General features: G+C 71.5%; 25 protein-coding genes. 10 read left to right on the top strand and 15 right to left on the bottom strand.

What is annotated here, in order from left to right:
- Positions 1 to 133 precede the first annotated feature (133 nt).
- Genes OG866_RS24800 through OG866_RS24790 form a run of 3 tightly spaced genes read right to left on the bottom strand, consistent with a single transcriptional unit; the run spans position 134 to position 3,432 of the window.
- A complete protein-coding gene (locus OG866_RS24800; protein WP_329337915.1) occupies positions 134 to 1,063 on the bottom strand; it encodes an acyl-CoA dehydrogenase family protein in 930 nt (309 codons plus the stop codon).
- A gap of 3 nt (positions 1,064 to 1,066) precedes the next feature.
- Positions 1,067 to 2,200, bottom strand: coding sequence for an acyl-CoA dehydrogenase family protein (locus OG866_RS24795; RefSeq protein WP_329337913.1), 1,134 nt, complete (start codon positions 2,198 to 2,200; stop codon positions 1,067 to 1,069).
- Positions 2,200 to 3,432 (bottom strand): amidohydrolase family protein, encoded by a 1,233-nt coding sequence (locus tag OG866_RS24790; protein WP_329337911.1) that lies wholly within the window; start codon positions 3,430 to 3,432, stop codon positions 2,200 to 2,202. The genes OG866_RS24795 and OG866_RS24790 overlap by 1 nt, the downstream gene beginning before the upstream one ends.
- Positions 3,433 to 3,531: 99 nt before the next feature.
- Between OG866_RS24790 and OG866_RS24785 the strand changes: the two genes are divergently transcribed.
- Complete coding sequence (locus OG866_RS24785) at positions 3,532 to 5,070, top strand: class I adenylate-forming enzyme family protein (RefSeq protein WP_329337909.1); 1,539 nt, start codon at positions 3,532 to 3,534, stop codon at positions 5,068 to 5,070.
- Here OG866_RS24785 and OG866_RS24780 read toward each other — a convergent pair.
- Positions 5,054 to 5,566 carry an EF-hand domain-containing protein gene (locus OG866_RS24780; RefSeq protein ID WP_329337908.1) on the bottom strand — a complete coding sequence of 171 codons (513 nt, stop codon included), beginning with the start codon at positions 5,564 to 5,566 and terminating at the stop codon, positions 5,054 to 5,056. The two genes, OG866_RS24785 and OG866_RS24780, sit on opposite strands and share 17 nt — an antisense overlap.
- A 167-nt stretch (positions 5,567 to 5,733) precedes the next feature.
- Positions 5,734 to 6,114, bottom strand: coding sequence for an STAS domain-containing protein (locus OG866_RS24775; RefSeq protein WP_329337906.1), 381 nt, complete (start codon positions 6,112 to 6,114; stop codon positions 5,734 to 5,736).
- Between the two features lie 329 nt (positions 6,115 to 6,443).
- On the opposite strand from OG866_RS24775, the gene OG866_RS24770 reads away from it, so the two are divergent.
- The 3 genes from OG866_RS24770 (at position 6,444) to OG866_RS24760 (ending at position 9,323) form a co-directional block, all read left to right on the top strand.
- Positions 6,444 to 7,025, top strand: coding sequence for a sigma-70 family RNA polymerase sigma factor (locus OG866_RS24770; protein WP_329337905.1), 582 nt, complete (start codon positions 6,444 to 6,446; stop codon positions 7,023 to 7,025).
- Entirely contained in the window at positions 7,022 to 8,476 is a 1,455-nt protein-coding gene (locus OG866_RS24765; protein WP_443063560.1) for an MDMPI N domain containing protein, read from the top strand. Before OG866_RS24770 ends, OG866_RS24765 begins: the two co-directional genes overlap by 4 nt.
- Positions 8,477 to 8,660: 184 nt before the next feature.
- A complete protein-coding gene (locus OG866_RS24760) occupies positions 8,661 to 9,323 on the top strand; it encodes a DUF4097 family beta strand repeat-containing protein (RefSeq protein ID WP_329337904.1) in 663 nt (220 codons plus the stop codon).
- 91 nt (positions 9,324 to 9,414) lie between these two features.
- Here OG866_RS24760 and purU read toward each other — a convergent pair whose 3' ends face one another.
- Positions 9,415 to 10,296 (bottom strand): formyltetrahydrofolate deformylase, encoded by an 882-nt coding sequence (purU, locus tag OG866_RS24755; protein WP_329337902.1) that lies wholly within the window; start codon positions 10,294 to 10,296, stop codon positions 9,415 to 9,417.
- 46 nt (positions 10,297 to 10,342) lie between these two features.
- Entirely contained in the window at positions 10,343 to 10,843 is a 501-nt protein-coding gene (locus OG866_RS24750; protein ID WP_329337901.1) for an SCO4402 family protein, read from the bottom strand.
- Positions 10,844 to 10,960: 117 nt separating this feature from the next.
- Between OG866_RS24750 and OG866_RS24745 the strand changes: the two genes are divergently transcribed.
- Complete coding sequence (locus OG866_RS24745; protein WP_329337900.1) at positions 10,961 to 12,268, top strand: ABC transporter substrate-binding protein; 1,308 nt, start codon at positions 10,961 to 10,963, stop codon at positions 12,266 to 12,268.
- Positions 12,269 to 12,301: 33 nt separating this feature from the next.
- Here the strand turns inward: OG866_RS24745 and OG866_RS24740 are convergent, their stop codons facing one another.
- Positions 12,302 to 14,038, bottom strand: coding sequence for a hypothetical protein (locus OG866_RS24740; RefSeq protein WP_329337899.1), 1,737 nt, complete (start codon positions 14,036 to 14,038; stop codon positions 12,302 to 12,304).
- A gap of 202 nt (positions 14,039 to 14,240) precedes the next feature.
- The gene (locus tag OG866_RS24735) at positions 14,241 to 15,626 is read right to left on the bottom strand and encodes a transcriptional regulator (protein ID WP_329337897.1); all 1,386 of its coding nucleotides are present in this window, start codon (positions 15,624 to 15,626) and stop codon (positions 14,241 to 14,243) included.
- 256 nt (positions 15,627 to 15,882) lie between these two features.
- Between OG866_RS24735 and OG866_RS24730 the strand changes: the two genes are divergently transcribed.
- The 3 genes from OG866_RS24730 to OG866_RS24720 are packed head-to-tail and all read left to right on the top strand — an operon-like array spanning position 15,883 to position 18,929.
- Positions 15,883 to 16,545: a bifunctional DNA primase/polymerase gene (locus OG866_RS24730; protein ID WP_329337896.1), complete on the top strand. Its 663-nt coding sequence runs from the start codon at positions 15,883 to 15,885 to the stop codon at positions 16,543 to 16,545.
- A gap of 21 nt (positions 16,546 to 16,566) precedes the next feature.
- A complete protein-coding gene (locus OG866_RS24725; RefSeq protein WP_329337895.1) occupies positions 16,567 to 17,340 on the top strand; it encodes an ABC transporter ATP-binding protein in 774 nt (257 codons plus the stop codon).
- A complete protein-coding gene (locus tag OG866_RS24720) occupies positions 17,337 to 18,929 on the top strand; it encodes a transporter (RefSeq protein ID WP_329337893.1) in 1,593 nt (530 codons plus the stop codon). The genes OG866_RS24725 and OG866_RS24720 overlap by 4 nt, the downstream gene beginning before the upstream one ends.
- A 29-nt stretch (positions 18,930 to 18,958) precedes the next feature.
- Here the strand turns inward: OG866_RS24720 and OG866_RS24715 are convergent, their stop codons facing one another.
- Positions 18,959 to 19,903: an alpha/beta fold hydrolase gene (locus OG866_RS24715; protein WP_329337891.1), complete on the bottom strand. Its 945-nt coding sequence runs from the start codon at positions 19,901 to 19,903 to the stop codon at positions 18,959 to 18,961.
- 575 nt (positions 19,904 to 20,478) lie between these two features.
- Positions 20,479 to 21,171 carry a metal-dependent transcriptional regulator gene (locus OG866_RS24710; RefSeq protein ID WP_067020955.1) on the bottom strand — a complete coding sequence of 231 codons (693 nt, stop codon included), beginning with the start codon at positions 21,169 to 21,171 and terminating at the stop codon, positions 20,479 to 20,481.
- Positions 21,172 to 21,451: 280 nt separating this feature from the next.
- Between OG866_RS24710 and OG866_RS24705 the strand changes: the two genes are divergently transcribed.
- Positions 21,452 to 22,207 carry an SIS domain-containing protein gene (locus OG866_RS24705; RefSeq protein WP_329337888.1) on the top strand — a complete coding sequence of 252 codons (756 nt, stop codon included), beginning with the start codon at positions 21,452 to 21,454 and terminating at the stop codon, positions 22,205 to 22,207.
- A 155-nt stretch (positions 22,208 to 22,362) separates the two neighbouring features.
- Here OG866_RS24705 and OG866_RS24700 read toward each other — a convergent pair whose 3' ends face one another.
- From OG866_RS24700 to OG866_RS24690, 3 genes are all read right to left on the bottom strand, one after another.
- On the bottom strand, positions 22,363 to 23,781 hold the full coding sequence (locus tag OG866_RS24700) for a PAS domain-containing protein (RefSeq protein ID WP_329337887.1): 1,419 nt from the start codon (positions 23,779 to 23,781) through the stop codon (positions 22,363 to 22,365).
- Positions 23,782 to 23,925: 144 nt separating this feature from the next.
- Positions 23,926 to 24,384 carry a GNAT family N-acetyltransferase gene (locus OG866_RS24695; RefSeq protein ID WP_329337885.1) on the bottom strand — a complete coding sequence of 153 codons (459 nt, stop codon included), beginning with the start codon at positions 24,382 to 24,384 and terminating at the stop codon, positions 23,926 to 23,928.
- Entirely contained in the window at positions 24,377 to 24,775 is a 399-nt protein-coding gene (locus OG866_RS24690; protein WP_329337883.1) for a RidA family protein, read from the bottom strand. Before OG866_RS24690 ends, OG866_RS24695 begins: the two co-directional genes overlap by 8 nt.
- Before the next feature lie 73 nt (positions 24,776 to 24,848).
- Here OG866_RS24690 and OG866_RS24685 point away from each other — a divergent pair, with 73 nt between their 5' ends.
- Positions 24,849 to 25,742 carry a LysR family transcriptional regulator gene (locus OG866_RS24685; protein WP_329337881.1) on the top strand — a complete coding sequence of 298 codons (894 nt, stop codon included), beginning with the start codon at positions 24,849 to 24,851 and terminating at the stop codon, positions 25,740 to 25,742.
- Here the strand turns inward: OG866_RS24685 and OG866_RS24680 are convergent.
- Positions 25,729 to 26,619 carry a LysR family transcriptional regulator gene (locus OG866_RS24680; RefSeq protein ID WP_329337880.1) on the bottom strand — a complete coding sequence of 297 codons (891 nt, stop codon included), beginning with the start codon at positions 26,617 to 26,619 and terminating at the stop codon, positions 25,729 to 25,731. The genes OG866_RS24685 and OG866_RS24680 overlap by 14 nt on opposite strands.
- Positions 26,620 to 26,678 lie beyond the last annotated feature (59 nt).

The following is a 26,678-nucleotide window of genomic DNA, read 5'->3' as shown; positions in this document are numbered from 1 at the left end:
ACTCCAGGCCGTGACGGGTCACGCATAGGACACAACCCGATATCAACGCTCCGTGATTCCGGTATGCCACAGTCCGCGACATTTCCGGGACGGGCTTCCGCGACTGCCCAGCCCAGGCCGGGGCCGGGCCCTGTCAGACCGTCAGCTCGGCCGCGAGCAGCTCCTCACTCTCCGTACGGCCACCGCCACGCTGGGCCCGCACCCATGCCCGTTTCAGCAGCAGATGCACCTCGGACTCCCAGGTGAAGCCCATGCCGCCGTGCACCTGGAGGCAGTCGCGGGCGCCGCGCACGGCGGCCTCGTCGGCAAGCAGCCGGGCCGCGGCGATGTCGGCCGGGTCCTCGGTCACGGCCGCCGCGTACACGGCCGCGCGGGCCGGCTCGACCCGCACCAGCAGCTGCGCGCAGAGATGCTTGACGGCCTGGAACGCCCCGATCGGCTGCCCGAACTGCTCACGTGTCCGGGCGTGTTGCACCGCCAGCTCGCACGCGCGGGTGGCCGTCCCGAGCTGTTCGGCGGCGGTGAGCAGGACGGCCACGGAATCGGTGGGCGCCGGAGCGGGCACCCGGTGCAGCGGCGTCAGCGGATCCACCGACCGCATCGCTACGGCCCCCTCCGCCCCCGGCAACACGACATCGGCCTCGTCCATCCACTCCACGAGCCGCCCGTCAGCGGCGGCCACGACAACCTCCCCGGTATCCGCACCGGGCACCACCCCGGCGGCGAGATGCGTAGCCACGAGCGGCCCGGGCACAAGCGCCCGCCCGGCCTCCTCGAACGCCAACACGGCTTCGGGCAGCCCCAATCCGGCTCCTCCGTCGGCTTCGGGCAGCCGCAGAGAAAAGAACCCAAGCTCCCCAAGAGCCCGCCACATCCCCCGATCAAGACGGAGCTGGGAATCGCCGGCCACCTGCATGCCGCTAAGGGGCGCGGGGCTGTGACATGTGCGGCTCCGCCGCGTGGGCGCGACCAGCCCCGACGAACCCGCAGGCGCCCGACGGCCAACTGCGGCTCGCACGGTATCGCGCAACGCCCTTTGCTCCACAGTCAATTGAAACCGCACCGCTCACCGCCCCTTCGGCAGCCCCAGAATCCGCTCCGCCACAATGTTCTGCTGAATCTGCGAGGTCCCGGCCGCGATGGTGTACGACAACGACGACAACCGGTCCACCACCCAGGGCGCCCTCAAGTCCAACGCCCCCTCCCCCAAAACCTCCGCCGCCGCGTCGTACAGGTCCTGCCGCACCTGCGAATACCGCAGTTTGAAGACCGACGCCCCCACCCCCGGCACCCCGCCCCGCGCCTCCGCCTCGCTCACATTCCACTGAGTGAGCCGCCACAACGCCCGGAACTCGGCGTTGAGGGCCCCCAGCCGCCGCCTGAGCGCCGGATCGTCCCAGCGCCCGTTCTTCCGTGCCTCCACGGCGAGTTCGCGCAGCACGCGCCGACAGGCGACGACCTCGCCCACGAAGGCCGTGCCGCGTTCGAAGGACAGCGTCACCATGGTCACGCGCCAGCCGTCGTTCTCGGCCCCGACCCGGTTGCCGACCGGCACCCGCACCTCGTCGAGGAACACCTCGGCGAACTCGGCGGACCCGGCGAGGGTCCTGAGCGGCCGTACGGTGATCCCCGGCGCGTCCATCGGCATCGCGAGCCAGCTGATCCCCCGGTGCTTGGGCGCCGCGGGGTCCGTCCGCACCAACAGCTCGCACCAGTCGGCGACTTCGGCGTGCGAGGTCCATATCTTGGAGCCGCTCACCACGTAGTCGTCCCCGTCCCGCCACGCGCGCGTGCGCAGCGCCGCGAGGTCGGAGCCGGCCTCGGGCTCGCTGAACCCCTGGCACCACACCTCGTCCCCGCGCAGGATCGGCGGCAGCCAGCGCGCCCGCTGCTCGTCGGTCCCCTCGGCGGCTATGGTCGGCCCGGCGTGCAGCAGCCCGACGAACCCTGCGCCCACATAGGGCGCTCCGGCCTTCTCGGTCTCCTCCAGGAAGATCAGCCGCAGGGTCGGCGAGGCGTCCCAGTGCACGTCCGCGTACCCGGCGTCGTACAGTCTGCGCTGCCAGCCCAGGTCGTAGGCGCGGCGGCCCGGCCAGTCGTCCGGGGACGGCTTGGTCGGCAGCGTGGGCAGTACGGTGGCCAGCCAGCGCCGCAACTCCGCGCGGAACTGCTCCTCTTCCGCGGTGTACGACAGGTCCATTACTCGCCGGGGCCCTTGCCGAGATCCCTGTCGAGATCCCTGTCGAGATCCAGGTCGAGCATGCGGATGGCGTTGCCGCGCATCAGCTTGTAGACGGTCTCGTCGTCGAGGCCCTTCACATGGTCGAGGGCGACCTCCTTGGTGTGCGGGAAGGTCGAGTCGACGTGCGGGTAGTCGGTCTCGAAGGTGGCGTTGTCCCGGCCGACGACGTCCAGGGACGCGACGCCGTGCTGGTCGCGGAAGAAGCAGCAGTACATCTGCCGGTAGTAGTACATGGACGGCGGCTCGGGGATCGTGTCGCGCACCCCGCCCCACGCGCGGTGCTCCTCCCAGACGGTGTCGGCGCGTTCGAGGGCGTACGGGATCCAGCCCATCTGCCCCTCGCTGTACGCCAGTTTGAGCGTCGGGAACTTCACCAGGACACCGCTGAACAGGAAGTCCATCATCGAGGCCATGGCGTTGTTGAAGCTGAGGGCGGCCTGGACGGCGGGGGGTGCGTCGGGTGAGGCGGCCGGCATCTGCGAGCTGCTGCCGATGTGCATGTTGACGACCGTGCCGGTCTCCTGGCAGACCGCGAAGAACGGGTCCCAGTAGCCGGAGTGGATGGACGGCAGGCCGAGATAGGTCGGGATCTCGGAGAAGGTCACGGCCCGCACGCCCCGCGCGGCGTTGCGCCGGATCTCGGCGACCGCCAACTCGATGTCCCACAAGGGGATCAGGCACAGCGGGATGAGCCGCCCGCCGCTCCCGCCGCACCACTCCTCCACCATCCAGTCGTTGTAGGCGCGCACACAGGCCAGCGCGACCTCCTTGTCGTGCGCCTCGGCGAAGGTCTGGCCGCAGAAGCGCGGGAAGGAGGGGAAGCAGAGGCTGGCCTCGACATGGTTGAGGTCCATGTCGGCGAGGCGTGCCTTGGGATCCCAGCAGCCGCGCCGCATCTCCTCCCGGGTGATCCCCTCCAGGGTCATCTCGTCCCGGTCGAAGCCGACGGCGGCGATGTTGCGTTTGTACGGGAACTTCAGGTCCTCGTAGATCCACCAGTCGGTGGGCGGGCCGTCCGGGTCCATCGTGATCTGGTACTTGCCTCCCACGTAGGCGAGTTCGCCGATCCCGGCGGTGAGCGGCTGCGGTCCGCGGTCGCGGTACTTGGCGGGCAGCCAGGTCTCGAAGAGGTGCGCGGGCTCGATCACATGGTCGTCGACGCTGATGATGCGGGGCAGTTCGGTCGGCATGATCCCCTCCGCCGGACGGTGTTCACCTGACAGGCACTATCTGATGGATCGTCAGATAGCATGTCACCTGACGAGTCGTCAGCCAAGCAGGGGGCACCCGTGAACGAGACCCCGCACTCCCTGAGTTCCGCCCGCACCCTCTGGGACCTGGCCGCGCGCCGCGCCGGCCTGACCCCCGACCGTCCGGTCCTCCTCCAGGACGACCGCACCCTGACCTTCGGCGAGCTGCGCGCGCGTGCCGAGCGGGTGGCGGCGGGGCTGTACGGCATGGGCGTGCGTCCGGGCACGGTCGTCGCCTGGCAACTGCCCACCCGGATCGAGACGGCCCTGCTCTCCTTCGCCCTGGCCCGCCTCGGCGCCGTCCAGTCCCCGGTCATCCCCTTCTACCGCGACCGCGAGGTCGGCTTCGCGCTCCGTGAGTCCAAGGCGGAGTACTTCGCCGTACCCGGCGTATGGCGGGGTTTCGACTACCCGGCGATGGCCCGGCGCCTCGGCGCGAAGGGTGTCTTCGAGGCGTACGACGACCTCCCCGACGGCGACCCGGCCACCCTCCCCGCTCCCCCCGCCGAGGGCACCTCGGTGCGCTGGATCTACTGGACCTCGGGCACCACCTCCGACCCCAAGGGCGTCCTGCACACGGACCGCTCACTGATGGCGGGCGGCTCCTGCCTCGCCCACGCACTGCGCCTCTCCGCCGCCGACGTGGGCTCGATGGCCTTCCCGTACGCCCATATCGCGGGCCCCGACTACACGGTGATGCTGCTGCTGTACGGCTTCCCGGCGGTGATGTTCGAGCAGTTCGCGCTGCCGGACGCGCTGGAGGGGTACCGCAAGCACGGGGTGACAGTGGCGGGCGGGTCGACGGCGTTCTACTCGATGTTCCTGGCGGAGCAGCGCAAGCAGCCGGGCACGCCCGTCATCCCCACCCTGCGGCTGCTCGCGGGCGGCGGGGCGCCGAAGCCTCCGGAGGTCTATCACGCGGTCGTGCGCGAGATGGGCGTCCAGCTCACCCACGGGTACGGCATGACCGAGGTGCCGATGATCACGATGGGCTCGCCGGACGACACCACGGAGAACCTCGCGACGACGGAGGGCCGCCCGCCGGCGGGCATGGAGATACGGATCGTGGACGGGGAAGTGCGGCTGCGCGGCGAGGCGGTCTGCCAGGGCTATCTGAACCCGGCGCAGACGGCGGAGGCCTTCGACGAGGAGGGCTTCCTGCGCACCGGCGACCTGGGGTTCCTCAAGGACTCCGGGCATCTGGTCCTCACCGGCCGCGCGAAGGACGTGATCATCCGCAAGGGCGAGAACATCTCGGCGAAGGAGATCGAGGACCTGCTGGCCGCGCACCCGGCGGTGGGGGACGTGGCGGTGGTGGGGCTGCCGGACGAGGAGCGGGGCGAGCGGGTGTGCGCGGTGATCGAACCGGCGGGCGGGGGCCCGGAGTTGACGCTTGCCGCCGCCGTCTCCTACCTCCGCGCGGAAGGGCTGTCGGTCCACAAGCTGCCGGAGCAGCTGGAGGTGGTGGACGCCCTTCCGCGCAACGAGACCCTGCGGAAGGTGCTCAAGTACAAACTGCGCGAGCGTTATTCGGGCTCCGCTGACGCGGATTCCGGTTCCGCTATTCCGGGACGGTGAAGTAGCGGGCGAAGGCGGGCACGATCTCGGCCTCGGCGATCTTCCCGTCACCGTCGGTGTCGAGGGCGCTCGCGGCGGCGAGGGCGACGCCTTCCTCCGCGCCGAGGGCCCTGAGCACGCGCGCGGCGTCCTCGACGGTGGCCGTCCCGTCACCGTCCCGGTCGGCCACGGCGAGGGCCGCGTGCAGGAAGGGGCGGGCGATCTCGGCGAACCGCTCGGGATTGTCCCGCAGCCGCTTGACGGCCCCGTTCACGAACTCGTCCCGGGTGATGCGCTGATCGCCGTCCCGGTCCGCTATCCCCGCCATGCCCTGCCAGAACGCCTCCGCGCCGCCGTACAGGGCCTGGCCCTTGTCCGACCGGGCCGCGGTCCCGAACTCCGCGAGCAGCGCCTTGGCCGCCGCGCTGAAGTCCGCCCGGTCGATGTAGCCGTTGCCGTCCTGGTCGAAAGTGGCGAACCGGGCGGCGATCCTGCGCTCGTACTCGCTGCTGACCATGTCTCTACCAGCCGCCTTACATCACGTGGGGTGCATCCGGTGCATCTCGCTCGGAGCGTACGACGCGGGACCGGGCCGCGGCGCGGGAAAGCGACGGTTGTGCCAAGACCGGGGGAATTTCGGGACAACGGTGTGGCACGGCGCAGTCGCTCGCACAACGGAGACCCTCACGCCGACAGCGGGCCCGCCTCGTCCTCCGTCGCCGAGTCCACGTCGAGGTGGACGTCGAAGAGGCGCCGTACTCCCAGCGCGCCCAGCACCCGGTTGACGTGGGAGCCCTCCGGTGCCCCCTGGGCGGGCAGTATCAGGCGCAGGCTGCCCTGGCAGGAGCGGATCAGACGCCGGGAGGCGATGAGCACGCCGACGCCGCTGGAGTCGCAGAAGAAGACCTCCGAGAGGTCGAGGACGAGACTGTGGCGGCCCTCGGCCACCACGTCGTGCACCCGCTGGCGCAGCACCGGCGACGTCACCAGGTCCAGCTCGCCCGACACCCGCAGCACGGCCCAGTCCCCGTGCTGGTCGCCGGTCACGTTGAACGCCACCACCACGCCCTTCGCTCGCCGGAAACGGAAGCGATTCCTACGCTTCCTTGCAGCGCGGCTGCCCACCGGCGGTGCCCTGAAACCCGGCCCGGGAAACGGAAACCGATCAGAAGAGGCTTGTTTTAGTCGCCTTCGATCCTGTTCGATCGGGGATGCGCACGAAACGGTGGGGTACGCGAACATCCACTATCACCCTCCGCTCCCCGGGGGCGCGCATTGCGACAAAGGGGCGTGCGCTGTCAGACGTGCCGACTACATTCGAGGAGACGGTGGGTTCAGGCTTGACGGGCGCCACGCCCGGCAGGACGGGCAGGCGAACAGGGTGAGGGGGCCGCATGGCGAAGAAGGACGCACCGCCCCGCTGGGACCGCAAGATGCAGCAGCGGCTCGCACGCGGTGAGGCGGCCGCCCTCGGCGAGCTCTACGACCGCTTCGCCTCCCTCGTGCACGGCCTCGCCCACCGCGTCCTCGGCGACGAGCGCGCCGCCGACGGCATCACCCGCGAGGTCTTCGCCCACGTCTGGGAACACCCCGAGACCTACGACCCCAAGCAGGGCCCGCTGCGCACCTGGGTGGCCGGCCTGACCCACCGCCTCGCCGTGCAGCGCCTGCGCGCCACCGAGACCGCCGCGCTCGCCCAGGGCGGCCTCGGCTCCACCGAGGAACTGGAGCGCAAGGTCCGCCACGCCTCCGTCGCCGCCCGCGCCGACTACATCGTCACGTCCATGCCGGCCCCGCTGCGCGCCGCCCTGGAGCTGGCCTACTTCCAGCGCCGCGACTACCGCCAGACCGCCGCCGACCTCGGCGTCACCGAGGACGAGGCCCGCCGTCGCCTCCGCCTGGGCCTGCAACTCCTCTCCACCGCCCATGACGCCGGAGCACCCGGAGCCCCTCCGGGATACGGGGGCGCGGCGTGAACGACAACCACTCCGAGGCGTACGACGAGCACGAGGACCCGGAGGGACAGGACGGCCAGGACGGCCAGGCGAACCGGAAGGAACGCGAAGAGCGCCCGGGAGGGACGGGAGACGTGGGCGACGCGCACCGCGGGGGCCACGAGCCGTACGGCGACACCCCGGCCGGCCCCGGTACACCCGGCGGCCCCGGCACCCCGGGCGGCCCCACCGACGGCACCGGCTCCGGCCCCTCCCACCCCCACCCCGACCAGCCGCCCCGCATACCGCTCCCCCGCGCCTCCCTCGAGGACACGGGACAGCCGCTGCCCCCGCTGGAGGAGTTGCCGAAGCCTCCGCCGCTGGTCCTGGAGCACCCGGTCCTGAAGTCCCTCCTCGGGGCCTGGGCGCTGGCCGCCTGCTCGGCGGAGGAGACCGCCGCGGTGGAGGACCACCTGGGTTTCTGCGGCGCGTGCGCGGACGAGGCGCTGCGGCTGCGCGAGGCGGTCGGCCTGCTCCACCCGCCCGAGAGCCTCGACCTCGACCCGGGCCTGCGCACCCGCGTACTGGAGGGCTGCCTGGACCGCCGTCCGCCGCGCATCCCGGTACCCGAGTGGGCGGCGCCGTACGACGCCGAGGCCGCCCGCCTCGACGCCCTGCTCCGCGACATGGGCGACGCGGAGTGGCACGCGCCCGTGCGGCTGCGCTGGTTCGAGGCCGACGAGGCGACGAGCCGTCGTACGACCGTCGCCGGTGTGATCGCGCATCTACTCACCGTCGACGGCCTGGTGGCGCTGGCCCTCGGTCTCGACGACCCGTTGGGTGACGTCACCGCGCGAACGCCCACCCCGGCGGCCCGCACCGAGGCGTACTGGCGCGGCTCGCACTTCCCGCCCACCCGTTCCGTGCGCGCCCCGTGGCGCGAGCAGAGCCACGACCTGGTGCGCACGGTGTCGTTCACGGGCGGTGGCGCCGGAAAGCTGTCCGTCGCCTACGGCGACTTCGAACTCCCGCTGCACGACGCGATGCTGGACCGCGCCTTCGAGTGCTGGGTGCACGCGGAGGACATCGCCGAGGCCGTCGACTACCCGTACGAGCCCCCGTCCCCGCGCCATCTCAACCGCATGATCGACCTCGCGGCCCGCATGCTCCCCACCGCGCTGGCGGTCCGGCGGCGCTACGGGCTGGCGTCGCGTGGTGTGGGCCGGCATCTGGTGCCGGCGGGTGCGCCGGGGCGCAGTCTGCGGCTGGAGATCGAGGGGCGGGGCGGCGGCGAGTGGCTGATCCCGCTGGACTCCCCGGCCGCCGTGGGCTCCGCGGCGCACGAGGTGGCCCATGTGGCGCTGGACGGCGTGGAGTTCTGCCAGCTGGCCGCGGGCCATGTGTCACCGGAGGAAGCGGCGGCGGGCCAGGTGGGCGACCGCGAGGCGATCAGGGACGTGCTGTTCGCGGCGGCGTCACTGAGCCGCATGTAGCGTTCACCCTCACCCATTGCAATGAGCACAGTCACCCCATGTTGCGTTACTTCTTGAGCCGTTGCAATGATTTACCTACCACCACCTGCGCTAATACCCACTCCGAGCAACGAGTCCGTTGCCGATTCCATGAACGCAACGTAGCTTTTCCTTCGTCGGAAACATAACCCGAAGGAGCAGCACCATGCAGAAGTTCACCACCCCCGCCCCCGTCACCGTCGTCCTGGACGTCCCCGCCGGGCATCTCCGCTTCATCGCCGCCCACCGCGCCGACACGACCGTCGAGATCCGGCCGGCGAACCCCGCCAAGAGCCGGGACGTCAAGGCGGCGAGGCAGACGCAGGTCGCCTGCGCCGACGGGGTGCTGCGGATCAACAGCCCGACGAAGAACCAGCTCCTCGGCCCCTCGGGGGCGATCGAGGTCACCGTCCAGCTGCCGGTCGGCTCCCATGTCGAGGCGCGGACGGCCAGCGCCGAACTGCGCGGGGTCGGCCGTCTCGGCGAGGTCACCCTCGACACCGCCCACGGCACGGTCAAGCTCGACGAGACCTCCGGCGCCCGCCTCACCCTCCAGGCCGGCGACATCGTCCTCGGCCGCCTGACCGGCCCCGCGGACCTGCGCACCCAGAAGGGCGACCTGACCGTCACGGAGGCCACCCGCGGCACCCTCACCCTGCACACCGAGCACGGCGACATCACCGTCGGCGCCGCCCGCGACACCTCCGCCACCCTCGACGCCGGCACCTCCTACGGCCGGGTCACCAACACCCTCCGGAACGACGGCACCCCCGCGCTCGACATCCACGCCACCACGTCCTACGGCGACATCGCCGCCCGCAGCCTCTGAGGGAGAGGCGGCGGCCACGGACCACAAAGGGCGGCGCCCACCGACATCACGTCGGTGGGCGCCGCCCTTTTCGTATGCGCGAGGGAAACCACTACGCGAAGACGACCGTCCGCCGCCCGTTGAGCAGGATCCGCCGCTCCGCGTGCCACTTCACCGCACGCGCCAGCGCCTGGCACTCCACGTCCCGCCCGATCGCGACCAGCTGGTCCGGCGTGACGTCGTGACCGACCCGCTCGACCTCCTGCTCGATGATCGGCCCCTCGTCGAGGTCGGCGGTCACATAGTGCGCGGTGGCACCGATCAGCTTCACGCCCCGGGCATGCGCCTGGTGGTAGGGCTTCGCGCCCTTGAAGCTCGGCAGGAACGAGTGGTGGATGTTGATGATCCGCCCGCTGAGCTGCTTGCACAGGTCGTCGGAGAGCACCTGCATGTACCGGGCGAGCACGACCAGCTCGACGTCCCGCTCGCGCACCAGCTGAAGCAGCTCCGCCTCGGCCTCGGCCTTGTTCTCCCTCGTCACCGGAATGTGGTGGAAGGGAATGTCGTACGACCCCACGAGCTCGGCGAAGTCGGTGTGGTTGGACACCACGGCGGCGATCTCCACCGGCAGCGCGCCGATCCGGGCGCGGAACAGCAGGTCGTTCAGGCAGTGCCCGAACTTGCTGACCATCAGCACGACCCGCATCTTGTCCTCGGCCCGGTTGATCTGCCAGTCCATGTGGAAGGAGTCACCGATCGCCGCGAAACTGGCCCGCAGCTTGTCCACGGTCACCGGCGCCTCGGCCGAGAAGTGGACGCGCATGAAGAACAGACCCGTGTCGTGGTCGCCGAACTGCTGGCTGTCCTCGATGTTGCAACCGGTCATGAAGAGGTAGCTCGACACGGCGTGCACGATGCCCTGCTTGTCGGGGCAGGACAGGGTGAGGACGTACTGCTCGGCCGGGGCCGCGGCTCGGGTGGACTGCTCGTTCATGCAGGACAGGGTCTCACGACCGCCGGTTCCGCAGAGAACGCGTCCGTCACGCGGACCGGGTCATGATGTGCAGCACTTGGAGCGAGCGCGGCGGGGCGTCCGGGTCCTCCCCGTCTGCCGTCGCCATCCGTACATGCGCGTCCCGTGCCGCCCGCACCGCGTCCGGCCAGCCCGGGTTCTCCATGTACACGGACACGGGGGCGTCCGGTCCGGCCTGGTGCATGATCCGCAGCACGCGCAGGACGGCGGTGTCGACGAGGGCCGCCTCCTGGGAGTCCCGGAAGATCGTGCCGACGTATTTCTCGGCGGACCAGTTGTCCAGCCAGGTGTCCTCGACGAGGCGGTACACGGCGTCGGTGACGTCCCCGTACCCCTCGACGCCGGCCAGCCAGACGTCCCGCTGGAACCCGGGGTCGGAGAGCATGTGCAGCGCGGAGCGCACATTGCTGCGCCAGCGCCACCACGGCATGTCGTTCAGTGGCATACCGCCCATGGTGGATGAGCGACGGCCGCGACGGGAAGAGTTCTCCGAACCTTGCACGGTCATCGATCGTACGTTCCCCGTCCCACGCGTCTCACCGGACCCCGCAATTCACCTGCACGTCACCAACCGTTGACCGTACGTCACTCCCAGGTTGGCGATGTGGCGGAAGCGTGTGTGCCCATGACCGGCAGGCGACGCACCCGCAGCACCTTCCTCCCCACGCTCACACGTCCCGTCAGAGCAACCGCCCTCGCGGCGGGCGCCCTGGTGGCCTGTGCGTCACTCGTCGCCGGTTGCGGGGTCGTCCCCGGTGTCACGGGGGGCACCGGGGACGAACCCATCAAGATCATGACCTGGGCGCCGATGGACACCAACGCGACCAACAAGCCAGGCATGCCCGCCCTCGCCCAGGCCTACGCCCGCTGGATCAACTCCCGCGGCGGCATCAACGGCCACAAACTCGCCGTCCTGGTCTGCAACGACCAGAACGACACCGTCACCGCCGCCAAGTGCGCCCAGCGCGCGGCGGACGAGGGCGTCGTCGCGGTCGTCGGCTCCTACAGCCAGCACGGCGACGCGTTCTTCCCGACCCTGGAGAGCGCCGACATCCCCTACATCGGCGGCTACGGCATCACCAACTCCGAGTTCGAGAGCCCTCTCTCCTTCCCCGTCAACGGCGGTCAGTCGACCCTGCTGGCCGGGCTCGGCAAGGAACTCGCCGGCGCCTGCGGTCCCGTCGCCCTGGTCCGGCCCGACTCCATAGCGGGCGACGAGCTGCACGTCATGATCGACTCCGGCCTCAAGGCGGGCGGCCATCCCGCCGCCGCGGACCAGCTGGCCGACGAGGACGCCACCGAGTACTCCGCCCAGTCCGCACGCGCCCTCGACCACACGACCACCGACCCCGCGAAGAAGGGCTGTGTGGTGCCCGCCCTCGGCGACCACACCGGCACCTTCATGGACTCCTTCCGGCGCTCGCGCGAGGACTACCCGGCCGTCCGCACGGCCACCGTGCTCGGCAGCGTCGACCAGACGGTGATCGACGCCTCCGGCGGCCGGTCGGGGCCGTACGAGGGGTCGTACATCACCAGCTGGTACCCGCCCTCGACCGACCGGCGCTGGAACGCCATGAAGAAGGTGATCGGGAAGGAGGCCTTCGGCGACAACCGCATCGACCCCGCGGACGCCGGAGTGCAGACCACCTGGATCGCCTACACCGTCCTCAGGGCCGTCCTCGAGTCGCTCGGCGACGGCGAGGTGACCGGCACCGCGATCCGCAAGGCCCTCAACGGCGGTCTGAAGGTCGACACCGGCAGCCTCACGCCGACCCTCAACTGGGAGTACGAGAACAGCCTCGCCGGCATCGGCCTGACCCGCCTCGTCAACACCGACGTGACGCTCCAGGTCGTCCGCAAGGGCCGCCTCGTGGCCGCGCACCCGGGCTTCACCGACGTCCGCAGGACCTTGGCGACCGCCGAGGTCAACTGAGCCGACCGCACCTGGCCGTAGCCGCCGCGACGGCTACAGCTGGGTGTAGGTGCGCTCGGTCAGGCCGTACGTCCGCGCGATCGCGTTCCACAGCCGGGCGGCCGTCTTCTTCTGCGTGGTCGCCTCGCCGCTCGACTGGTTGCCCGCCACGGTCTGCGGGGTGGAGCGAGCCTGGCCCTTCTTGCAGCCCTTCTTGTTCGAGGCGACCTGGTCCGCCCACGCCGCGTAGTGGTTGTCGGCCGACGCGGACGCCTTCCACGCCTTGGTGAGGGCGGTGGTCAGCTCGGAGTGGTTCGCGAGCTTGTCGACGGACAGCGCGGACAGGCTGGTGACCAGGTCGTTGCGCTGGGTCGCGGCGTTGCGCAGGTCGGTCGCGGCCTGACCGAGGTCCTTGCAGGCCTTCACATTGCCGACCGCGCTGATCACGGACGCCCGGCTGTCACCGCTGTCGGCCAGCAGCTTGTCCAGGGCGACCGCCTGCTCCTTCGCCGCGTCGGTCGACGGCGAGGCGGAACCCTCGGTCGCCGGGGCAGTCGCGGAGACGGGCTTGTTGTCGTCGCCCTTGTCGTCACCACCACCGCTCGCCAGCAGCGCGCCCGCACCGATGCCGAGGACGGCGATACCGACCCCGACGGCCGCGATGGCGGGCACCCGCGACCGGGTACGCCCGCTGCGGTCCCGCTCGTCCGCCTGCACCTGCGCCGCCCGCCGTCCGGTACCGGTCGGCGGCATGTACGACGGCTGCGGCCGGCCCTGCGCCGGGTGGGCCTGCCCCGGCTCGAAGCGCGGCAGCTGCTGCGTGGCCCCGGCCGGGCTGTCCCCGCCGGGCCCGCCGCGGAAGAGGTTGTCGAACTCGGCGGGCGGCTGCCGCTCACCACCGTGCTCCCCGGTCACCGGCGCGATGAACTGCGTCGCCTCCGCGTCCGGCCCCGACACCGGCGGCATCGGCCCGGCGCCCTGACCCTGCGGCGCCTGCCCGTGCGCCGGCTGTCCCAGGAACTGCGTGCGCTCGGCGGGCACCTCGGGCGGCAGGGCCCCCGGCGCGACCGGCGGGATGTACTGCGTGGCGCCCTCGTCGGCCGGCGGCAGGGGCGCGCCGCCGGTGGCGCCGTACGGGCCGGCGGGGGGCGGCGTCTGCAAGGGCTGGCCCACGGGCGGCAGGTAGTAGGAGGTGGCCTGGTCGGCGTCGTAGCCGGGCGGCTGCGCCGAGGCGCTCTCCTGCGGCAGCGGCTGCGACGCGGGAGGCGTCTGGGCGACCGGCGGCAGGTAGTAGGAGGTCGCCTGATCGCTGTCATAGCCGGACGGCTGCGGTGCCGAGGCGTCCTGCTGCGGCGACGGCTGCGACGCGGGAGGCGTCTGGCCGACCGGCGGCAGGTAGTAGGAGGTCGCCTGATCGCTGTCATAGCCGGACGGCTGCGCCTGGTACGGGTCCGGCGCCGGTCTCTGGGCCTGGTAGGGGTCAGGGGCCTGCGGCTGCCCCTGGTACGCGTCCGGCGCGCCCCACGGCTGTCCCTGCGGGGCACCCCAGCCCTCACCGGGGCCCGGCTGCTGCGGGGCCGGGGCCTGCTGGTCGGGACCCCACGGTGTGCCCCAGGCCTGTGCGCCGGGCGGGGCGGCCGGAGGTGCGGTGGGCGCGGGCGGCGGAACGTGACCGCCCGCGGGTACGCCCGTCATGCCCGGCAGCAGCGGTTCGCCACCGTCGGAGGGCAGCACGATGCCTTCGCGCGCCACGCGCGGCGAGGGCTCCTCGCCCTGTCCACTCTGCGTCACCGGGACTCCTACTAATGGGGGACCTTGTGAATCGTCGGCTCACGCTACCGGGTCCCCCGAGCCCGGTGCCACGCAGCACGGGACGTGACCTGCGTCCCTGTGACCGCGGTAACAGAACCGGGCCCGCATCCGCTCTATAAGCCCTCCTTTCTGCCCAAGAGCCTTCGTTTCCCGGGAGTTCACACCCCCGTACCCACAGGTTTCACGCGGCGGCCTGAAGGTCCAACCGGGCCCCGAACTCCCGTACCACGGGCTCGTCCCGGAAGGGTTCGAGACGCTGCTGGAAGTCGTCGAGGTACTCGGCGCCCCGGTTGGACCGGACGGTCTCCAGCAACTCCACGGCCTTCAGCCCGGTGTGGCAGGCCTGTTCGATCTCGCGCTGCTGCACCTGCGCGCTGGCGAGCAGGACGTACCCGATGGCCCGGCGCCGCGCCTTCGTCTCCGGCAGCCCGTCGAGGGATTCCTGCGCCCGCCGCGCCGCCGCCTCGGCCTGACCGAGGTCGCGGTGGCAGTGCGCCAACTCGTCGGCCAGATAGGCCTCGTCGAAGTGGGCGATCCACACCGGGTCGTCCCCGGAGTTCACGTCCGCCGACTCCAGCGCGCTCACCGCCCGCCCGGACGCCACCTGCGCCGCCCGCGCGTCGCCCATCAGCGCGTGCCCGCGCGCCTCCGCCGCATGGAACATCGCCTCGGCGCGCGGTGTCGCGCGCCCCCGCGCCCCCTCCTGCGCCGCCCGCGCCAACTGTGCGATCTCACGCGGGTTTCCGAGCTGCGCGGCGAGATGGCTCATGGAGGCGGCGAGGACGTACCCGCCGTAGCCACGGTCCCCGGCGGCCTGCGCGAGCCGCAGCGCCTGGATGTAGTACCGCTGGGCCAGGCCCGGTTGGCCGGTGTCGATGGCCATGTACCCGGCGAGCTCGGTCAACCGCGCGACCGCGGCGAACAGTTCCCGCCCGACGGCCTCCCGGTACGACCCCGCGAGCAGCCCGCTCACCACACTGTTGAGGTAGTGCACGACGACCGGCCGCACATGCCCGCTGCCGTACTGGTGGTCGAGGTCCACGAGGGCCTGGGTCATCGCCCGCACGGCCGCCACGTCGGACTGCCCCACCCGGGGCCCCGCCGAACGCGCCACCTGTGAGTCCGGCGACGAGATCAGCCAGTCACGGCTCGGCTCGACGAGCGCGGACGCGGCCACCGACGAGCCGGACAGGAAGTCCCGCCGCCCCACGTCACTGCGCCACAGCTCACAGACCTGCTCGATGGCACCGAGGACGGTCGGTGAGAACTGGAGGCCCACGCCCGAGGCGAGGTTCTTGCCGTTGGCCATGCCGATCTCGTCGATCGTGACCGTACGGCCGAGTTTGCGCCCCAGCGCCTCCGCGATGATCGCCGGCGCCCGGCCCCGCGGCTGCTGACCGCGCAGCCAACGGGCCACGGACGTCTTGTCGTAGCGCAGGTCGAGACCGTGCTCCGCGCCGCACATGTTGACGCGGCGGGCCAGCCCGGCGTTCGAGCAACCCGCTTCCTGGATGAGCGCCTGCAACCGTTCGTTCGGCTGCCGCGCGACGAGAGGCCTTGCGGCCATGGCATACCCCCTGGGAACAACCCCTGAAGCGAAAAGATCCGGCCGTGAAGATCAATGCCCCGCGGACATACCGGTAATGCGGGACATGCGAGGATTGCCGGGGTAAAAGACGGAAGCCACCCCGTACGGGGCTACCCACGTCCGGCGACAGATCCTCCCGCGCGCCCCCACACGTGCATCCATGCGCCCCAGATGCGGAATCGATGCCCCTCCCCCGCGCGCGTTACCCCCGTAACTCCAGGTGAGTGCGGGAGTTGTGTTCATCGTGGAAGAGACGATCGCGGGCACCGAAGCCGTTCAGATTCCGAAGCAGCGCGGCGAATCGCTGCTGGAGACAGCCGTACGCTACGCCGAGGAGCGCCACTGGGACGTCTTCCCCGGCGCCTGGCTGGAAGCCGTCGACGGGGTGCAGCGCTGCTCCTGCGGCGAGGCGGCGTGCGCCGCACCCGGCGCGCACCCGGCGCGGGAGGACTGGGCGACGCAGGCCACGGGCAGTGCGACCGTCGCGCGCCGGTTGTGGTCCAAGCAGCCGCTGGCGTCGATTCTGCTGCCGACGGGGCGGACGTTCGACGCGGTGTCCGTGCCGGAGACCGCGGGATTTCTCGCGCTGGCCCGTATGGAACGGATGGAGTTGACGCTCGGGCCGGTGACCTTGTCGCCCGATCGTCGGATGCACTTCTTCGTGTTGCCGGGAGCCTCGGTGAAGGTGCCGGAGTTGGTGCGGAAGCTCGGGTGGACGCCTTCTTCCTTGGATCTGGTGGCGTTGGGCGAGGGGGCGTACGTGGCTGCTCCGCCTACTCGTTACGGGTCCCGTGGAGCTGTGCAGTGGGCTTGTCGGCCCACCCCGGCGAATCGGTGGTTGCCGGATGCTGAGGAGTTGATCTCGCCGCTTGCCTATGCGTGCGGTCGGGACAGGTAACCAGCGCTTAGGTTGGCATGCATGACGTCGGCCGTAAGTGTGCGTGGGCTCTGGAAGCGGTTCGGGCAGCAAGTTGCCGTGGCCGGGATTGATCTTGAGTTGCCCGCTGGGAAGTTCATCGGGCTCGTCGGGCCCAACGGAGCCGGGAAGACCACCACCCTCTCCATGATCACCGGGCTGTTGCGGCCCGATCAGGGGTCCGTCTCCGTCGTCGGGCATGACGTCTGGCGGGACCCCGTCGAGGTGAAGGCACGGATCGGGGTCCTCCCCGAAGGGCTGCGGCTCTTCGAGCGGCTGTCGGGCCGCGAACTCCTCGGCTACTCCGGGCGGTTGCGGGGGCTGCCCGGGACCGAGGTCGACAAGCGGGCCGCACAGCTGCTCGATGTGCTCGACCTGGCCGGGGCCCAGCACAAGCTGGTCGTCGACTACTCGACCGGTATGCGGAAGAAGATCGGGCTCGCGGCCGCGCTCCTCCACAACCCCGAAGTCCTCTTCCTGGACGAGCCGTTCGAGGGCGTCGACCCGGTGTCCGCCCAGACCATCCGCGGGGTGCTGGAGCGGTACACCGCCTCCGGCGCCACCGTCGTCTTCTCCTCACACGTCATGGAACTCGTCGAGTCGCTGTGCGACTGGGTCGCCGTGATGGCCGCCGGACGCATCCGGGCCCATGGCACGCTCGCCGAGGTGCGCGGAGAGGCGCCCTCGCTGCAACAGGCGTTCCTGGAGCTGGTCGGGGCGCACGGGCGGAACGCCGGCTCCGATCTGGACTGGCTCGGCGGCGGGGCGGCGCGATGAGTGCCGACGTCACCGCCGTCGTCGTACGGCTGAAGCTGTCGCTGCTGCGCAACGGGCTACGGCAGTCCGGGGGGCGGCGGGCCGCGTACGTCGCGTCGGCCGTCGTCACGCTGCTGTTCGCGGCGCTCCAGCTGATCGGGCTGATCGCGTTGCGGGGCAACGAGCACGCCGGATCGGTGGTGGTGCTGCTGGTGGTGGTGCTGGCGCTGGGCTGGGCGGTGATGCCGCTGTTCTTCCCCGGCGGGGACGAGACCCTGGATCCGACGCGTCTGGTGATGCTGCCGCTGCGGCCCCGGCCGCTGGTGCGGGCGCTGCTCGCGGCCTCGCTGGTGGGGATCGGGCCGCTGTTCACGCTGTGCCTGCTCGCCGGTTCCGCGGTGGCGGTGGCGCACGGCGCGGTGGCGTACGTCGTCGCCGTCGTCGGGGTGGTGCTCGCGCTGCTGGTGTGCGTGGCGCTCGCGCGGGCCGTCGCCGCCGCCAACATCCGGCTGCTGACCAGCCGCAAGGGGCGGGACCTGGCCGTGCTGAGCGGGCTGGTGATCGCGATCGGGGCGCAGCTCGTCAACTTCGGTGCGCAGCGCCTGGGTTCGAGCGGGCTTGAGCAGCTCGACCCGGTCGGGGATGTGCTGCGCTGGGTGCCGCCCGCGTCCGCGATAGGGGCTGCGGACGCGGCGAGTTCGGGGTCGTACGGCGTCGCGGTCGCTCAACTCGCTCTCAGTGCGGGCGCGTTGGTGGCGCTGCTCGGACTGTGGTCGCGGCACATGACGCGGCTGATGGTCTCGCCCGACGGTTCCACACTCCAGTCCGCCACCGAACCGGCCGCCCGCGAACGGGCGTCGACCGGGCTCGCGCGTCTGCTGCCGGGCGGGCGGACGGGCACGGTGGTCGAGCGGAGCCTGCGCTACATCTGGCGCGACCCGAAGACGAAGGCCGCGTGGGTGACCTCGCTGGCCATCGGACTGATCGTCCCCGTCTTCAACGCCCTTCAGGGCACCGGCTCGATCTACTTCGCGTGCTTCGCCGCCGGGATGCTCGGCATCCAGATGTACAACCAGTTCGGGCAGGACACCTCCGCGTTCTGGATGGTCGCGATGACCATCTCCTCGCCCCGGGACGCCTACGTCGAGCTGCGCGGCCGGGCCCTGGCACTGCTGCTGATCACCCTGCCGTACGCGACGCTCGTGACCGTCGTGACGACGGCGATGCTCGGCGACTGGGCCAGGCTGCCCGAGGCGCTCGGCCTGTCCTTCGCCCTGCTGGGCGCGATGCTGGCGACCGGCGCCTGGACCTCGGCCCGGTTCCCGTACTCCATCCCGCAGGAGGGCTACAAGAACGTGGCCCCCGGTCAGACCGGGCTCGCCTGGATCTCCATCTTCGGCGGCATGATCGCCGCCGCGCTGCTGTGCGCGCCCGTGATCACGCTGACGATCTGGCTGAACGTGGTCAGGGACGGCGACCGGTGGACCTGGGTGCTGCTGCCGGCGGGGGCGCTGTACGGGGTGGCGATCACACTGGCGGGGCTGCGGGCGTCGGCCCCGAGGACAGCGGCCCGGCTCCCGGAGATCCTGGCGGCGGTGAGCAAGGGGTGACAGGGGTGGGGGCTGAGGGCTGAGGGTGTTTACCCTCCGAACAGGCCGTCGATGAACGGCTCGACGGCCGCGCGCCAGGCGTCCGGCTGGTCGTAGTGGACCAGGTGCCCGGCGTCCGCCACCTCGGCGTACTCGCCGCGGGGCAGGACGCGGACCATCTCCTGCGCCTCCGCCCGCCCCAGTTCGCCGTCGAGGCCGCGTACGACCAGCGTGGGGCACCGCACCTGCGTCAGCTCCTCCCAGTGCGCGTCGTAGACCCAGGTCTCCCGGGACTTCAGCATCTGCTCGGGCTCGAAGACCGGACGCCAGCCGTCGGGCGACTCGGCCATCACCTCGGCGTAGAACTCTCCGCGGGCCGGGTTCGGCCGCTCCACCCAGGGATCGTCCTCGCCGAACCACTTCCGTACGTCGGCCAGGGTGGCGAAGGGGAGGGGCCAGGACTTGAACCAGTCGGCCCACTCGCGCTGCGAGGCCGCTCCCAGGGCGGAGGCCCGCATGTCGCAGATGATCACGCCGGAGACCAGGTCGGGCCGTTTCGCGGCGAGCTGCCAGGCGGTCAGGGCGCCCATGGCGTGGCCGATGAGGACGGCGGGGCCGAGGCCGAGCTGTTCGAGGGCCGCCTCGGCGTCCTCGACGTAGGCCTCGCGTGTGAAGGAGGCCTGCGGGGGCTTGTCGCTGCGGCCGTGGCCGCGCTGGTCCAGGGCGACGGCCCGGTGGCGCTCGGACAGCCAGCGGGCGGTAGGGGCCCAATGGGAGGCGCGGCCCATCAGGCCGTGCAGTAACAGCACGCCGGGCGAGCGGTCGAGGGCGCCCTGGGCGGTCCGCTGCCCGGCCCGCCGGCCGGCCGCGCCGCCCTGTTCCCGTACGCCGTGCTCCCTCGGCTCCGCCGTCAGGTCGGGCTTGGGAGGGTCGCCGAACTCCCAGGCGGCCAGGCGTACGCCGCCTGCCCCGGTCACGTCGATGCGCCGCGCCATTGGTCCTGGCACCCCCCTAGCTCCGCTCGGACCGCTTGCTCCCGCTCAGCCGGCCGGTCCTGTGAACCATGTCTGCCTTGCCCTGCCTGACGTGCTCGCTTTCGCGCCGCCCCTCCCTGAAGCGCACGTTCCGCCCGGCGTGTCACCCAGAGGCTATCGAATGCCTATTCGAAAATGCGTCCTCCGCCGAGAACACCCCTCATTCGAGTGACCTCCCTCAAGGATTGATCGCCGACGCCGAGGGGAGATCTTCAGCGGGAGGCGGACCGCTCGGGGAAATCGGTCCGAGGGGAATGACCCTGAGAGCTCGGGGCTCCGGGTCAGCACAGGGGAGGACAGGCCCCGGCGCCACATGGCGCCGGGGCCCTCCACACGTCTGCGGCACATCATCCCCGCCCCCTCAGGTCATATGCCTCACGCGACAGCCTTGCACGCGGGGCGTCCGAGCGCTGCGATTCGACGCACTGAATCTTCGAATCTGCTTCACATCGACCCCGCATCGGCGAGATCACCGGGACGCCACAACTGCCCCGGCCGCCCCAGCAGTTGGCCGCCGGAAGGAAGGGACCCGAGGCTCAGCGCTTGGCCACGAACACATGCGAGGCCACGTCCGCCTCCAGCTCCGCCGCCTCGCCTCCGCTGCCCACCAGGACCCCGCCGGCCGACTCCGTCACGCTCACCACCGAGCCGGGCTGCACGCCCGCGCGACGCAGCGTGTACATCAGCTGGGCGTCGGTCTGGATGGGCTCGCCGATACGGCGCACCACGACCGTCTTGCCCTCAAGGCCCGGATCGAGGTCGGCCAGCGAGACCATGCCCTCGTCGAGGAACGGGTCGGCGCCGTCCTTCTCGCCGAGCTCCTCCAGACCGGGGATCGGGTTGCCGTACGGCGACTCGGTGGGGTGGCGGAGCAGCTCCAGGACGCGGCGCTCCACGGCCTCGCTCATCACGTGCTCCCAGCGACAGGCCTCGGCGTGGACCTGCTCCCACTCCAGACCGATCACGTCGACGAGGAGACACTCGGCGAGGCGGTGCTTGCGCATCACGCGCGTCGCCAGGCGGCGTCCCTCGTCGGTCAGCTCCAGGTGCCGGTCGCTCGCCACGGACACCAGGCCGTCCCGCTCCATCCGCGCCACCGTCTGGGAGACGGTCGGCCCGCTCTGGTCGAGCCGCTCGGCGATCCGGGCGCGCATGGGGACCACACCTTCCTCTTCCAGTTCGAGGATGGTGCGGAGATACATCTCCGTGGTGTCGATCAGTCCGGACATACGTGCCCCTCGATTAGCTCTGCCGGAAGCGCGACCACTCCGCGGCGCGTGCGCTGGCCCTGACCTCAATTCTGACGCATACCACTGACAACCGTGCCGCGCCGGTGAAACGAGCCGGTTTCGTCGGCCTCCCGGCCGCCGCGGAGCGCCCTTCCCGGGCCGTCCCACGCCTCCCCGCAACCATTCCGGGGCCATTCCGGGGCCTACGGTCGGCCGTATTGACACCGCACTGGTCCAGACCGCACGGTGATCCGCGACACAGCCAACCGAAGGGGTTCGTATGAGCGACGGCACGCCCGCCGACCGGTTCCTCGACGCCGCCATCGGCCTGCTGCAACGGGTCCGCGACGAGGAGGCGGAGCCCATCGCCGCGGCCGGCACGCTCCTCGCCGACACCGTCGCCGCCGGCGGCCGGCTCTTCGCCTTCGGCGCCGGGCACTCCTCGCTCGCCGCGCAGGACGTCGTCTACCGGGCCGGCGGGCTCGCGCTGATGAACCTGCTCGCCGTGCCGGGGGCCGTGGGCGTCGACGTCATGCCGGCCACGCTCGGCTCCGCCCTGGAGCGGGTCGACGGTCTCGCCGGCGCCGTCCTCGACTCCTCCCCGCTCCGCGCGGGCGACGCCCTGGTGATCATCTCCCTCTCCGGCCGCAACGCGATGCCGGTGGAGATGGCGATGAGCGCCCGCGCGCGCGGAGTGAAGGTCATCGGCGTCACGTCGGTGGCGTATGCCACGGAGACCCGCTCCCGGCACTCGTCCGGCACCTACCTCAAGGACCACTGCGACGTCGTCCTCGACTCCAAGATCGCCATCGGCGACGCGGAACTCACCCTCGACACGGTCCCGGCCCCCTTCGCCCCCGCGTCGACCGTGGTGACGTCCGCCCTGATGCAGGCCATGGTGGCCACGGCCGCGACGTCCCTGGCCGAGCGGGGCGTGGAACCACCGATGCTGAGGTCGGGCAACGTGGACGGCGGGCTGGACTGGAACGAGCGGGTGTTCGAGGAGTACGCGGACAGGATCTTCTACCGGCGCTAGGGCTCCTGGCTGCGGCCACCGCCCGTCCGCCGTAGCTGCGGGCAGTCGTGCCGCAGGGCGGCACGGGTGGGCGCGACGGCACCCCGCACGCGCGGGCGAGCGAGACCCACCCCCGCCCAGCCCCCACTCCGGGCGCCCCGCGAACCGGCGCGCCCCTATCCCCGCAGCACCCCCGCCAGATCCAGCGCCGCAGCGATCCGCAGCGCCACATCCTCCGCGTAAGCCGCGTCAGACCGCTCGAACGCACTCCGCCCAGCGCCCCGCAGAAACGTCACAGCCCCCAACGTCCGCCCCCGGCTCCGCAACACCGCACACAGCGCGTGCACCGCGTCCCCCGGCCACTGCCGAGCCAGCGCCCACTCCCGCGCCCGCTCCACCGGCACCGAGCCCACACTCGCCCGCACCGACCCGACCCGCTCCACGCACTGCAACGCCGGATGCCCCTCCGCGTACCGCACCGGCAACCCTGCCTGCCCGGTCAGCACGCTCGGCCCCGACGCCCCGGAGGGAGTCGCGGCGACCCGGACCAGCCGTACCGGCACATCCGAGTCCCCGTCGGCCAGTGAGCCGACGGCCCCCGCCACCCGGTCGATCACCGCGTGGTCGGCGAAGCCGGCGAGCGCGAAGTCCAGATGGATCGTCGCCGCCTCCGTCGGGTCCTCGCACTCGGCGGCCGCACGGGCCGCGCGATGCAGCTGGTTGCCCCGGAAGCGCAGCATGGACGCCTCCTGCTCGGCCAGCTTGGCCGCGGTGACGTCGTTGAACAGCCAGCCCACGCCCAACGGCACGGGCTCCTCCGCGAGTGGCGAGGCCAGCCGCACGAAGCCGCATCGCCAGCAGCGCCGCTGCTCGCCCTCCGGCGTCCGCACACTCACCCAGATCTCCGCCGGAGCGGGCGGCGCACCCTCCGCCAGCACATGCGTGAGCGCGCTCTCCAGCTCCTCCACGCCCTGCGCGAGCAGCTCACCCAGGGGCCGGCCCAGCACCGACGTACGGCCGATGCCCAGCGCCCGCGCCGCGTGCGCGTTCACCACGGCGGGCCGCAGATCCGCGTCCACGAGCACGACACCCCAGCTCGCGTCCTCGAACAGCGCCTCGCTCAGCGCGATCGACCGCTCCAGGTCGATCTGCGCGTGCACCTCGCTGAACGCGCAGTACACCCCGGCGGGCTTGCCGTCCGGACCGCGCACGGCGGCCGACTGCGTCCGTACGAGGACCCGCCCGCCGTCCTTGGTCAGCAGCGCGAACTCGTGCACCTGCCGCCCAGGAGCCTCCATGGCGGACATCAGCCGCCCCTCGACCTCCTCGGCGTCGGCCTCCCGTACGGCCCACCCGGCGAACCCCTGCCGCCCCACGGCCTCGGCCGCCGTCCACCCCAGAATCCGCTCGGCCTCACGGTTCCAGTGCGTGACGGCGCCGTCCGCGTCGAAGGCGCACAGCGCCGCGTCCATGCCGTCGAGCAGGGCGGCCAGCAGATCCGAGCCGTCCCGCTCGGGCTGCTCCGGCTGGCCGGGCCGCTCGGGCTCGTCCGGCCCCAGCTCGTCGGTGGTCCCACTACGCCTGGAAGCACTCACCTGGACCCCCATCAGGCTTGCGTCCGTCCGTACGGCACGTCGGTTCGCTCACTTGCAATCATCTAACTGGAACGTGACGCAGCACACACCGAGTTCCCACAAGTTGGGGGAATCGTTGTACGCCGCTCCTGTATCTACGCGTCTCTACGCGGCCGTATCGCGTCTGAGATCGATCCACAGGTCGCTCTCGCCGTCCAGCACATACCGCTCGACCTCGACGAACCCCTGTTTCCCGGCGAAGCGCAGACCGTCCTCGTTGACGGCCAGCACACATGTCTCGATCGTCCTCGCACCCAGCACGCGCGCGTGGGCGAGCCCGTTCTCGTACAGCGCCGTTCCGTACCCCCGCCGCCGGTACGCGGGCAGGACGCGCGCGATGACGGTCGCCACCGCGTCCTCGCCCTCCGGCGGGCGCACGGTGGAACAGCCGACGAGAACGTCACCGACGTACGCGTTCTCCAACCGGTAGCGCGTACTCCGCTCCCGCACCGCGTCCAGGCCGAGCGGGTCGGCCGGGATGATCACGTTGTGGACGTACCGCCACTGTTCGAGCATGGCGTCACCGACCGCACGCTCCACCCGGACTATCCGAAGATCAGACACTCTCTCCACTTCCCCGCCGCGCGTACACCTCAATCTCGATCTTCATACGAGGATCCGCGAGCCCGCACATCATCATCGTCGCCGCCGGACGCACCTCCCCGAACGCCCGCCGCAGCGCCGGCCAGCACGGCTCGAAGTCCTCGCGGTCCGGGAGGAGATACCGCACCCGGACCACGTCCGGGAAACCGCTCCCGGCCTCGGCCAGAGCCGCCCCGATGTTCCGCAGACACTGCTCGGCCTGCTCGACGACATCCTCGGAGATGGTCATGGTCGCGTAGTCGAATCCGGTCGTCCCCGAGACATGCACCCAGTCGCCGTCGACCACGGCACGGGCGTACCCGATCTGCTCCTCGAACACCGAACCGCTGAGAATCGCGCGTCGCTTCGTCATGTGCCGGAACGGTAGGTGAGCAGGGGGTATACGTCTAATAGGTGGTGATGGATGAAGTGATATCGATAGAGATATGGCAGCCATGGAGCAGCGACCCGAACTCCCCCTCCCCCAACTCCACGCCTTCGTCGTCCTCGCCGAGGAACTGCACTTCGGGCGGGCCGCCGCACGGCTCGGCATCGCCCAGCCGCCCCTGAGCCAGCAGATCCGGCGCCTGGAGGACAAGGTCGGCGCCCCGCTCTTCGCCCGCCCGCCGGGCCTCGTCGCCCTCACCCCGGCCGGACGCGAACTCCTCCCCGCCGCCCGCCAGGCCCTCACCGCCCTCGCCGACGGCCTGGCGGCGGCCCGCGCGGCGGCGGACGGCCGGACCGGCACCCTGCGCCTCGGCTTCGCCGCGTCGCTCGCCCTGACGCTGCTGCCGGAACTGCTGCGGACCTACGTGGGCCACTATCCCCAAGTGCGCCTGGACATCCGGGAGATGACCACCGCTCCCCAACTGGCCGCCCTGCGCGAGGGCAGCCTGGACGTCGGCCTCCTGCGCGAACCACCCTCCACCGACCCGGACTTGTCCTTCCGTACGGTCCTGACGGAACCCTTCGTGGCGGTACTGCCCCGCGCCCACCCCCTGGCGGCCCAACGCACGGTGACCCCGGCCCAGTTGGCCGAGCACCCCTTCGTCCTCCTGCCGCGCGAGGCGGGCCCCGGCCTCCACGACCGCATCACCGACCTCTGCGCCCCGCGCGTCGCCCAGCGAGCCACCGAGTGGCAGACCGTCTGCGCCCTCGTCGAGACCGGCCTCGGGGTCTCGCTCGCACCGGCGAGCATCCGCCGTATCCGCCTCAAGGGCGTCGCCTTCCGGCCCCTGAGCGGTGTCACGGACGCGCGGACCGTGGTGGCCGTGGCCTGGCGCGAAGGCGACGACAGTCCCCTCGTAAGGAATCTGCTGGAGACGATCAGTCGGCCGTGAGGTGATCCCGCGCGGCCTTGCGGAAGGCCGTCACCAGGCGGCCGTGGTCATCCGCGCGGGTCGCGACGACGACATGGCTCGGCTCGACGCCCTCCAGCAAAACCATGGTGAGGTCGGGCCGCAGGACCCGGCCGACGGACTGCGCGGCCACCGCCAACGACTCGCCGGCGGCCACGAGTTCGAGCTTGTCCTCGATCGCCTCGATGAGCGGCCCGTCCGGCGCCGGACGCCCGTCCGGGCGCGGCTCGAAGCGCCAGAACGCGCTGCGCACCGGGTCCGCCGTACGCGGCAGCCGCTCGTCGGCGATGTCGTCCAGGGTGACGGACTCCTTGCCGGCCAGCCGATGGTCCAGCGGCACGATCAGCACGCGCGGCTCGTCGTACAGGACCGTCACCCGCAGCCGGTCGGTCGGGAACGGCAACCGGGTCACCACCGCGTCGACCCGGTGATCGAGCAGGGCGTGGTGGACGTCGTCCCAGGTCAGGTGGGCGGTCAGCACCTCGGCGTCCGGGTGCCGGTGCCGTACCGCCCGGACCGCCGGGGTGACGATGATGCCGGAGGTGAAACCGACCGTCATCCGGTGCGGCTGAGCGGCGGCACGCGCGCGTACGGCCGCCTGAGCCGCCGCACGCAGCAACGCCCGTGCCTCCGGCAGGAAGACCTCCCCCGCCTCGGTCAACCGCGTCCCCCGCGGCGTCCGGTCCAGCAGCCGCGCCCCCAACTCCCGCTCCAGCCGCTGCACCTGACGGCTCAGGGAGGGCTGAGTGATGTGCAGCGCATCGGCGGCACGACCGAAGTGCCGGTGCTCGGCGACGACGGTGAAGTACCGGACGAGACGGAGGTCGAGGTCCACGGAGATCGGTTGGGAGTCGGCCATACAACGAGCCTAGCTGCGGTGATGCCCAGATCGCATTGCCGTATACGAAAGAGGCTTTG

Origin of the sequence: Streptomyces sp. NBC_00663 (assembly GCF_036226885.1) — a bacterium.
GTDB lineage: Bacteria > Actinomycetota > Actinomycetes > Streptomycetales > Streptomycetaceae > Streptomyces.
This window is presented reverse-complemented; position numbering and strand designations above follow the sequence as displayed.

Coding starts and splice junctions, on each gene's coding strand:
- OG866_RS24725 (WP_329337895.1), top strand. CDS start 16,567: ATGACGTCGGCCGTAAGTGTGCGTGGGCTCTGGAAGCGGTTCGGGCAG.
- OG866_RS24745 (WP_329337900.1), top strand. CDS start 10,961: ATGACCGGCAGGCGACGCACCCGCAGCACCTTCCTCCCCACGCTCACA.
- OG866_RS24780 (WP_329337908.1), bottom strand. CDS start 5,566: ATGGTCAGCAGCGAGTACGAGCGCAGGATCGCCGCCCGGTTCGCCACT.
- OG866_RS24735 (WP_329337897.1), bottom strand. CDS start 15,626: ATGGCCGCAAGGCCTCTCGTCGCGCGGCAGCCGAACGAACGGTTGCAG.
- OG866_RS24795 (WP_329337913.1), bottom strand. CDS start 2,200: ATGGACCTGTCGTACACCGCGGAAGAGGAGCAGTTCCGCGCGGAGTTG.
- OG866_RS24760 (WP_329337904.1), top strand. CDS start 8,661: ATGCAGAAGTTCACCACCCCCGCCCCCGTCACCGTCGTCCTGGACGTC.
- OG866_RS24715 (WP_329337891.1), bottom strand. CDS start 19,903: ATGGCGCGGCGCATCGACGTGACCGGGGCAGGCGGCGTACGCCTGGCC.
- OG866_RS24690 (WP_329337883.1), bottom strand. CDS start 24,775: ATGACGAAGCGACGCGCGATTCTCAGCGGTTCGGTGTTCGAGGAGCAG.
- OG866_RS24705 (WP_329337888.1), top strand. CDS start 21,452: ATGAGCGACGGCACGCCCGCCGACCGGTTCCTCGACGCCGCCATCGGC.
- OG866_RS24750 (WP_329337901.1), bottom strand. CDS start 10,843: ATGACCGTGCAAGGTTCGGAGAACTCTTCCCGTCGCGGCCGTCGCTCA.
- purU (WP_329337902.1), bottom strand. CDS start 10,296: ATGAACGAGCAGTCCACCCGAGCCGCGGCCCCGGCCGAGCAGTACGTC.
- OG866_RS24685 (WP_329337881.1), top strand. CDS start 24,849: ATGGCAGCCATGGAGCAGCGACCCGAACTCCCCCTCCCCCAACTCCAC.
- OG866_RS24770 (WP_329337905.1), top strand. CDS start 6,444: ATGGCGAAGAAGGACGCACCGCCCCGCTGGGACCGCAAGATGCAGCAG.
- OG866_RS24680 (WP_329337880.1), bottom strand. CDS start 26,619: ATGGCCGACTCCCAACCGATCTCCGTGGACCTCGACCTCCGTCTCGTC.
- OG866_RS24720 (WP_329337893.1), top strand. CDS start 17,337: ATGAGTGCCGACGTCACCGCCGTCGTCGTACGGCTGAAGCTGTCGCTG.
- OG866_RS24790 (WP_329337911.1), bottom strand. CDS start 3,432: ATGCCGACCGAACTGCCCCGCATCATCAGCGTCGACGACCATGTGATC.
- OG866_RS24710 (WP_067020955.1), bottom strand. CDS start 21,171: ATGTCCGGACTGATCGACACCACGGAGATGTATCTCCGCACCATCCTC.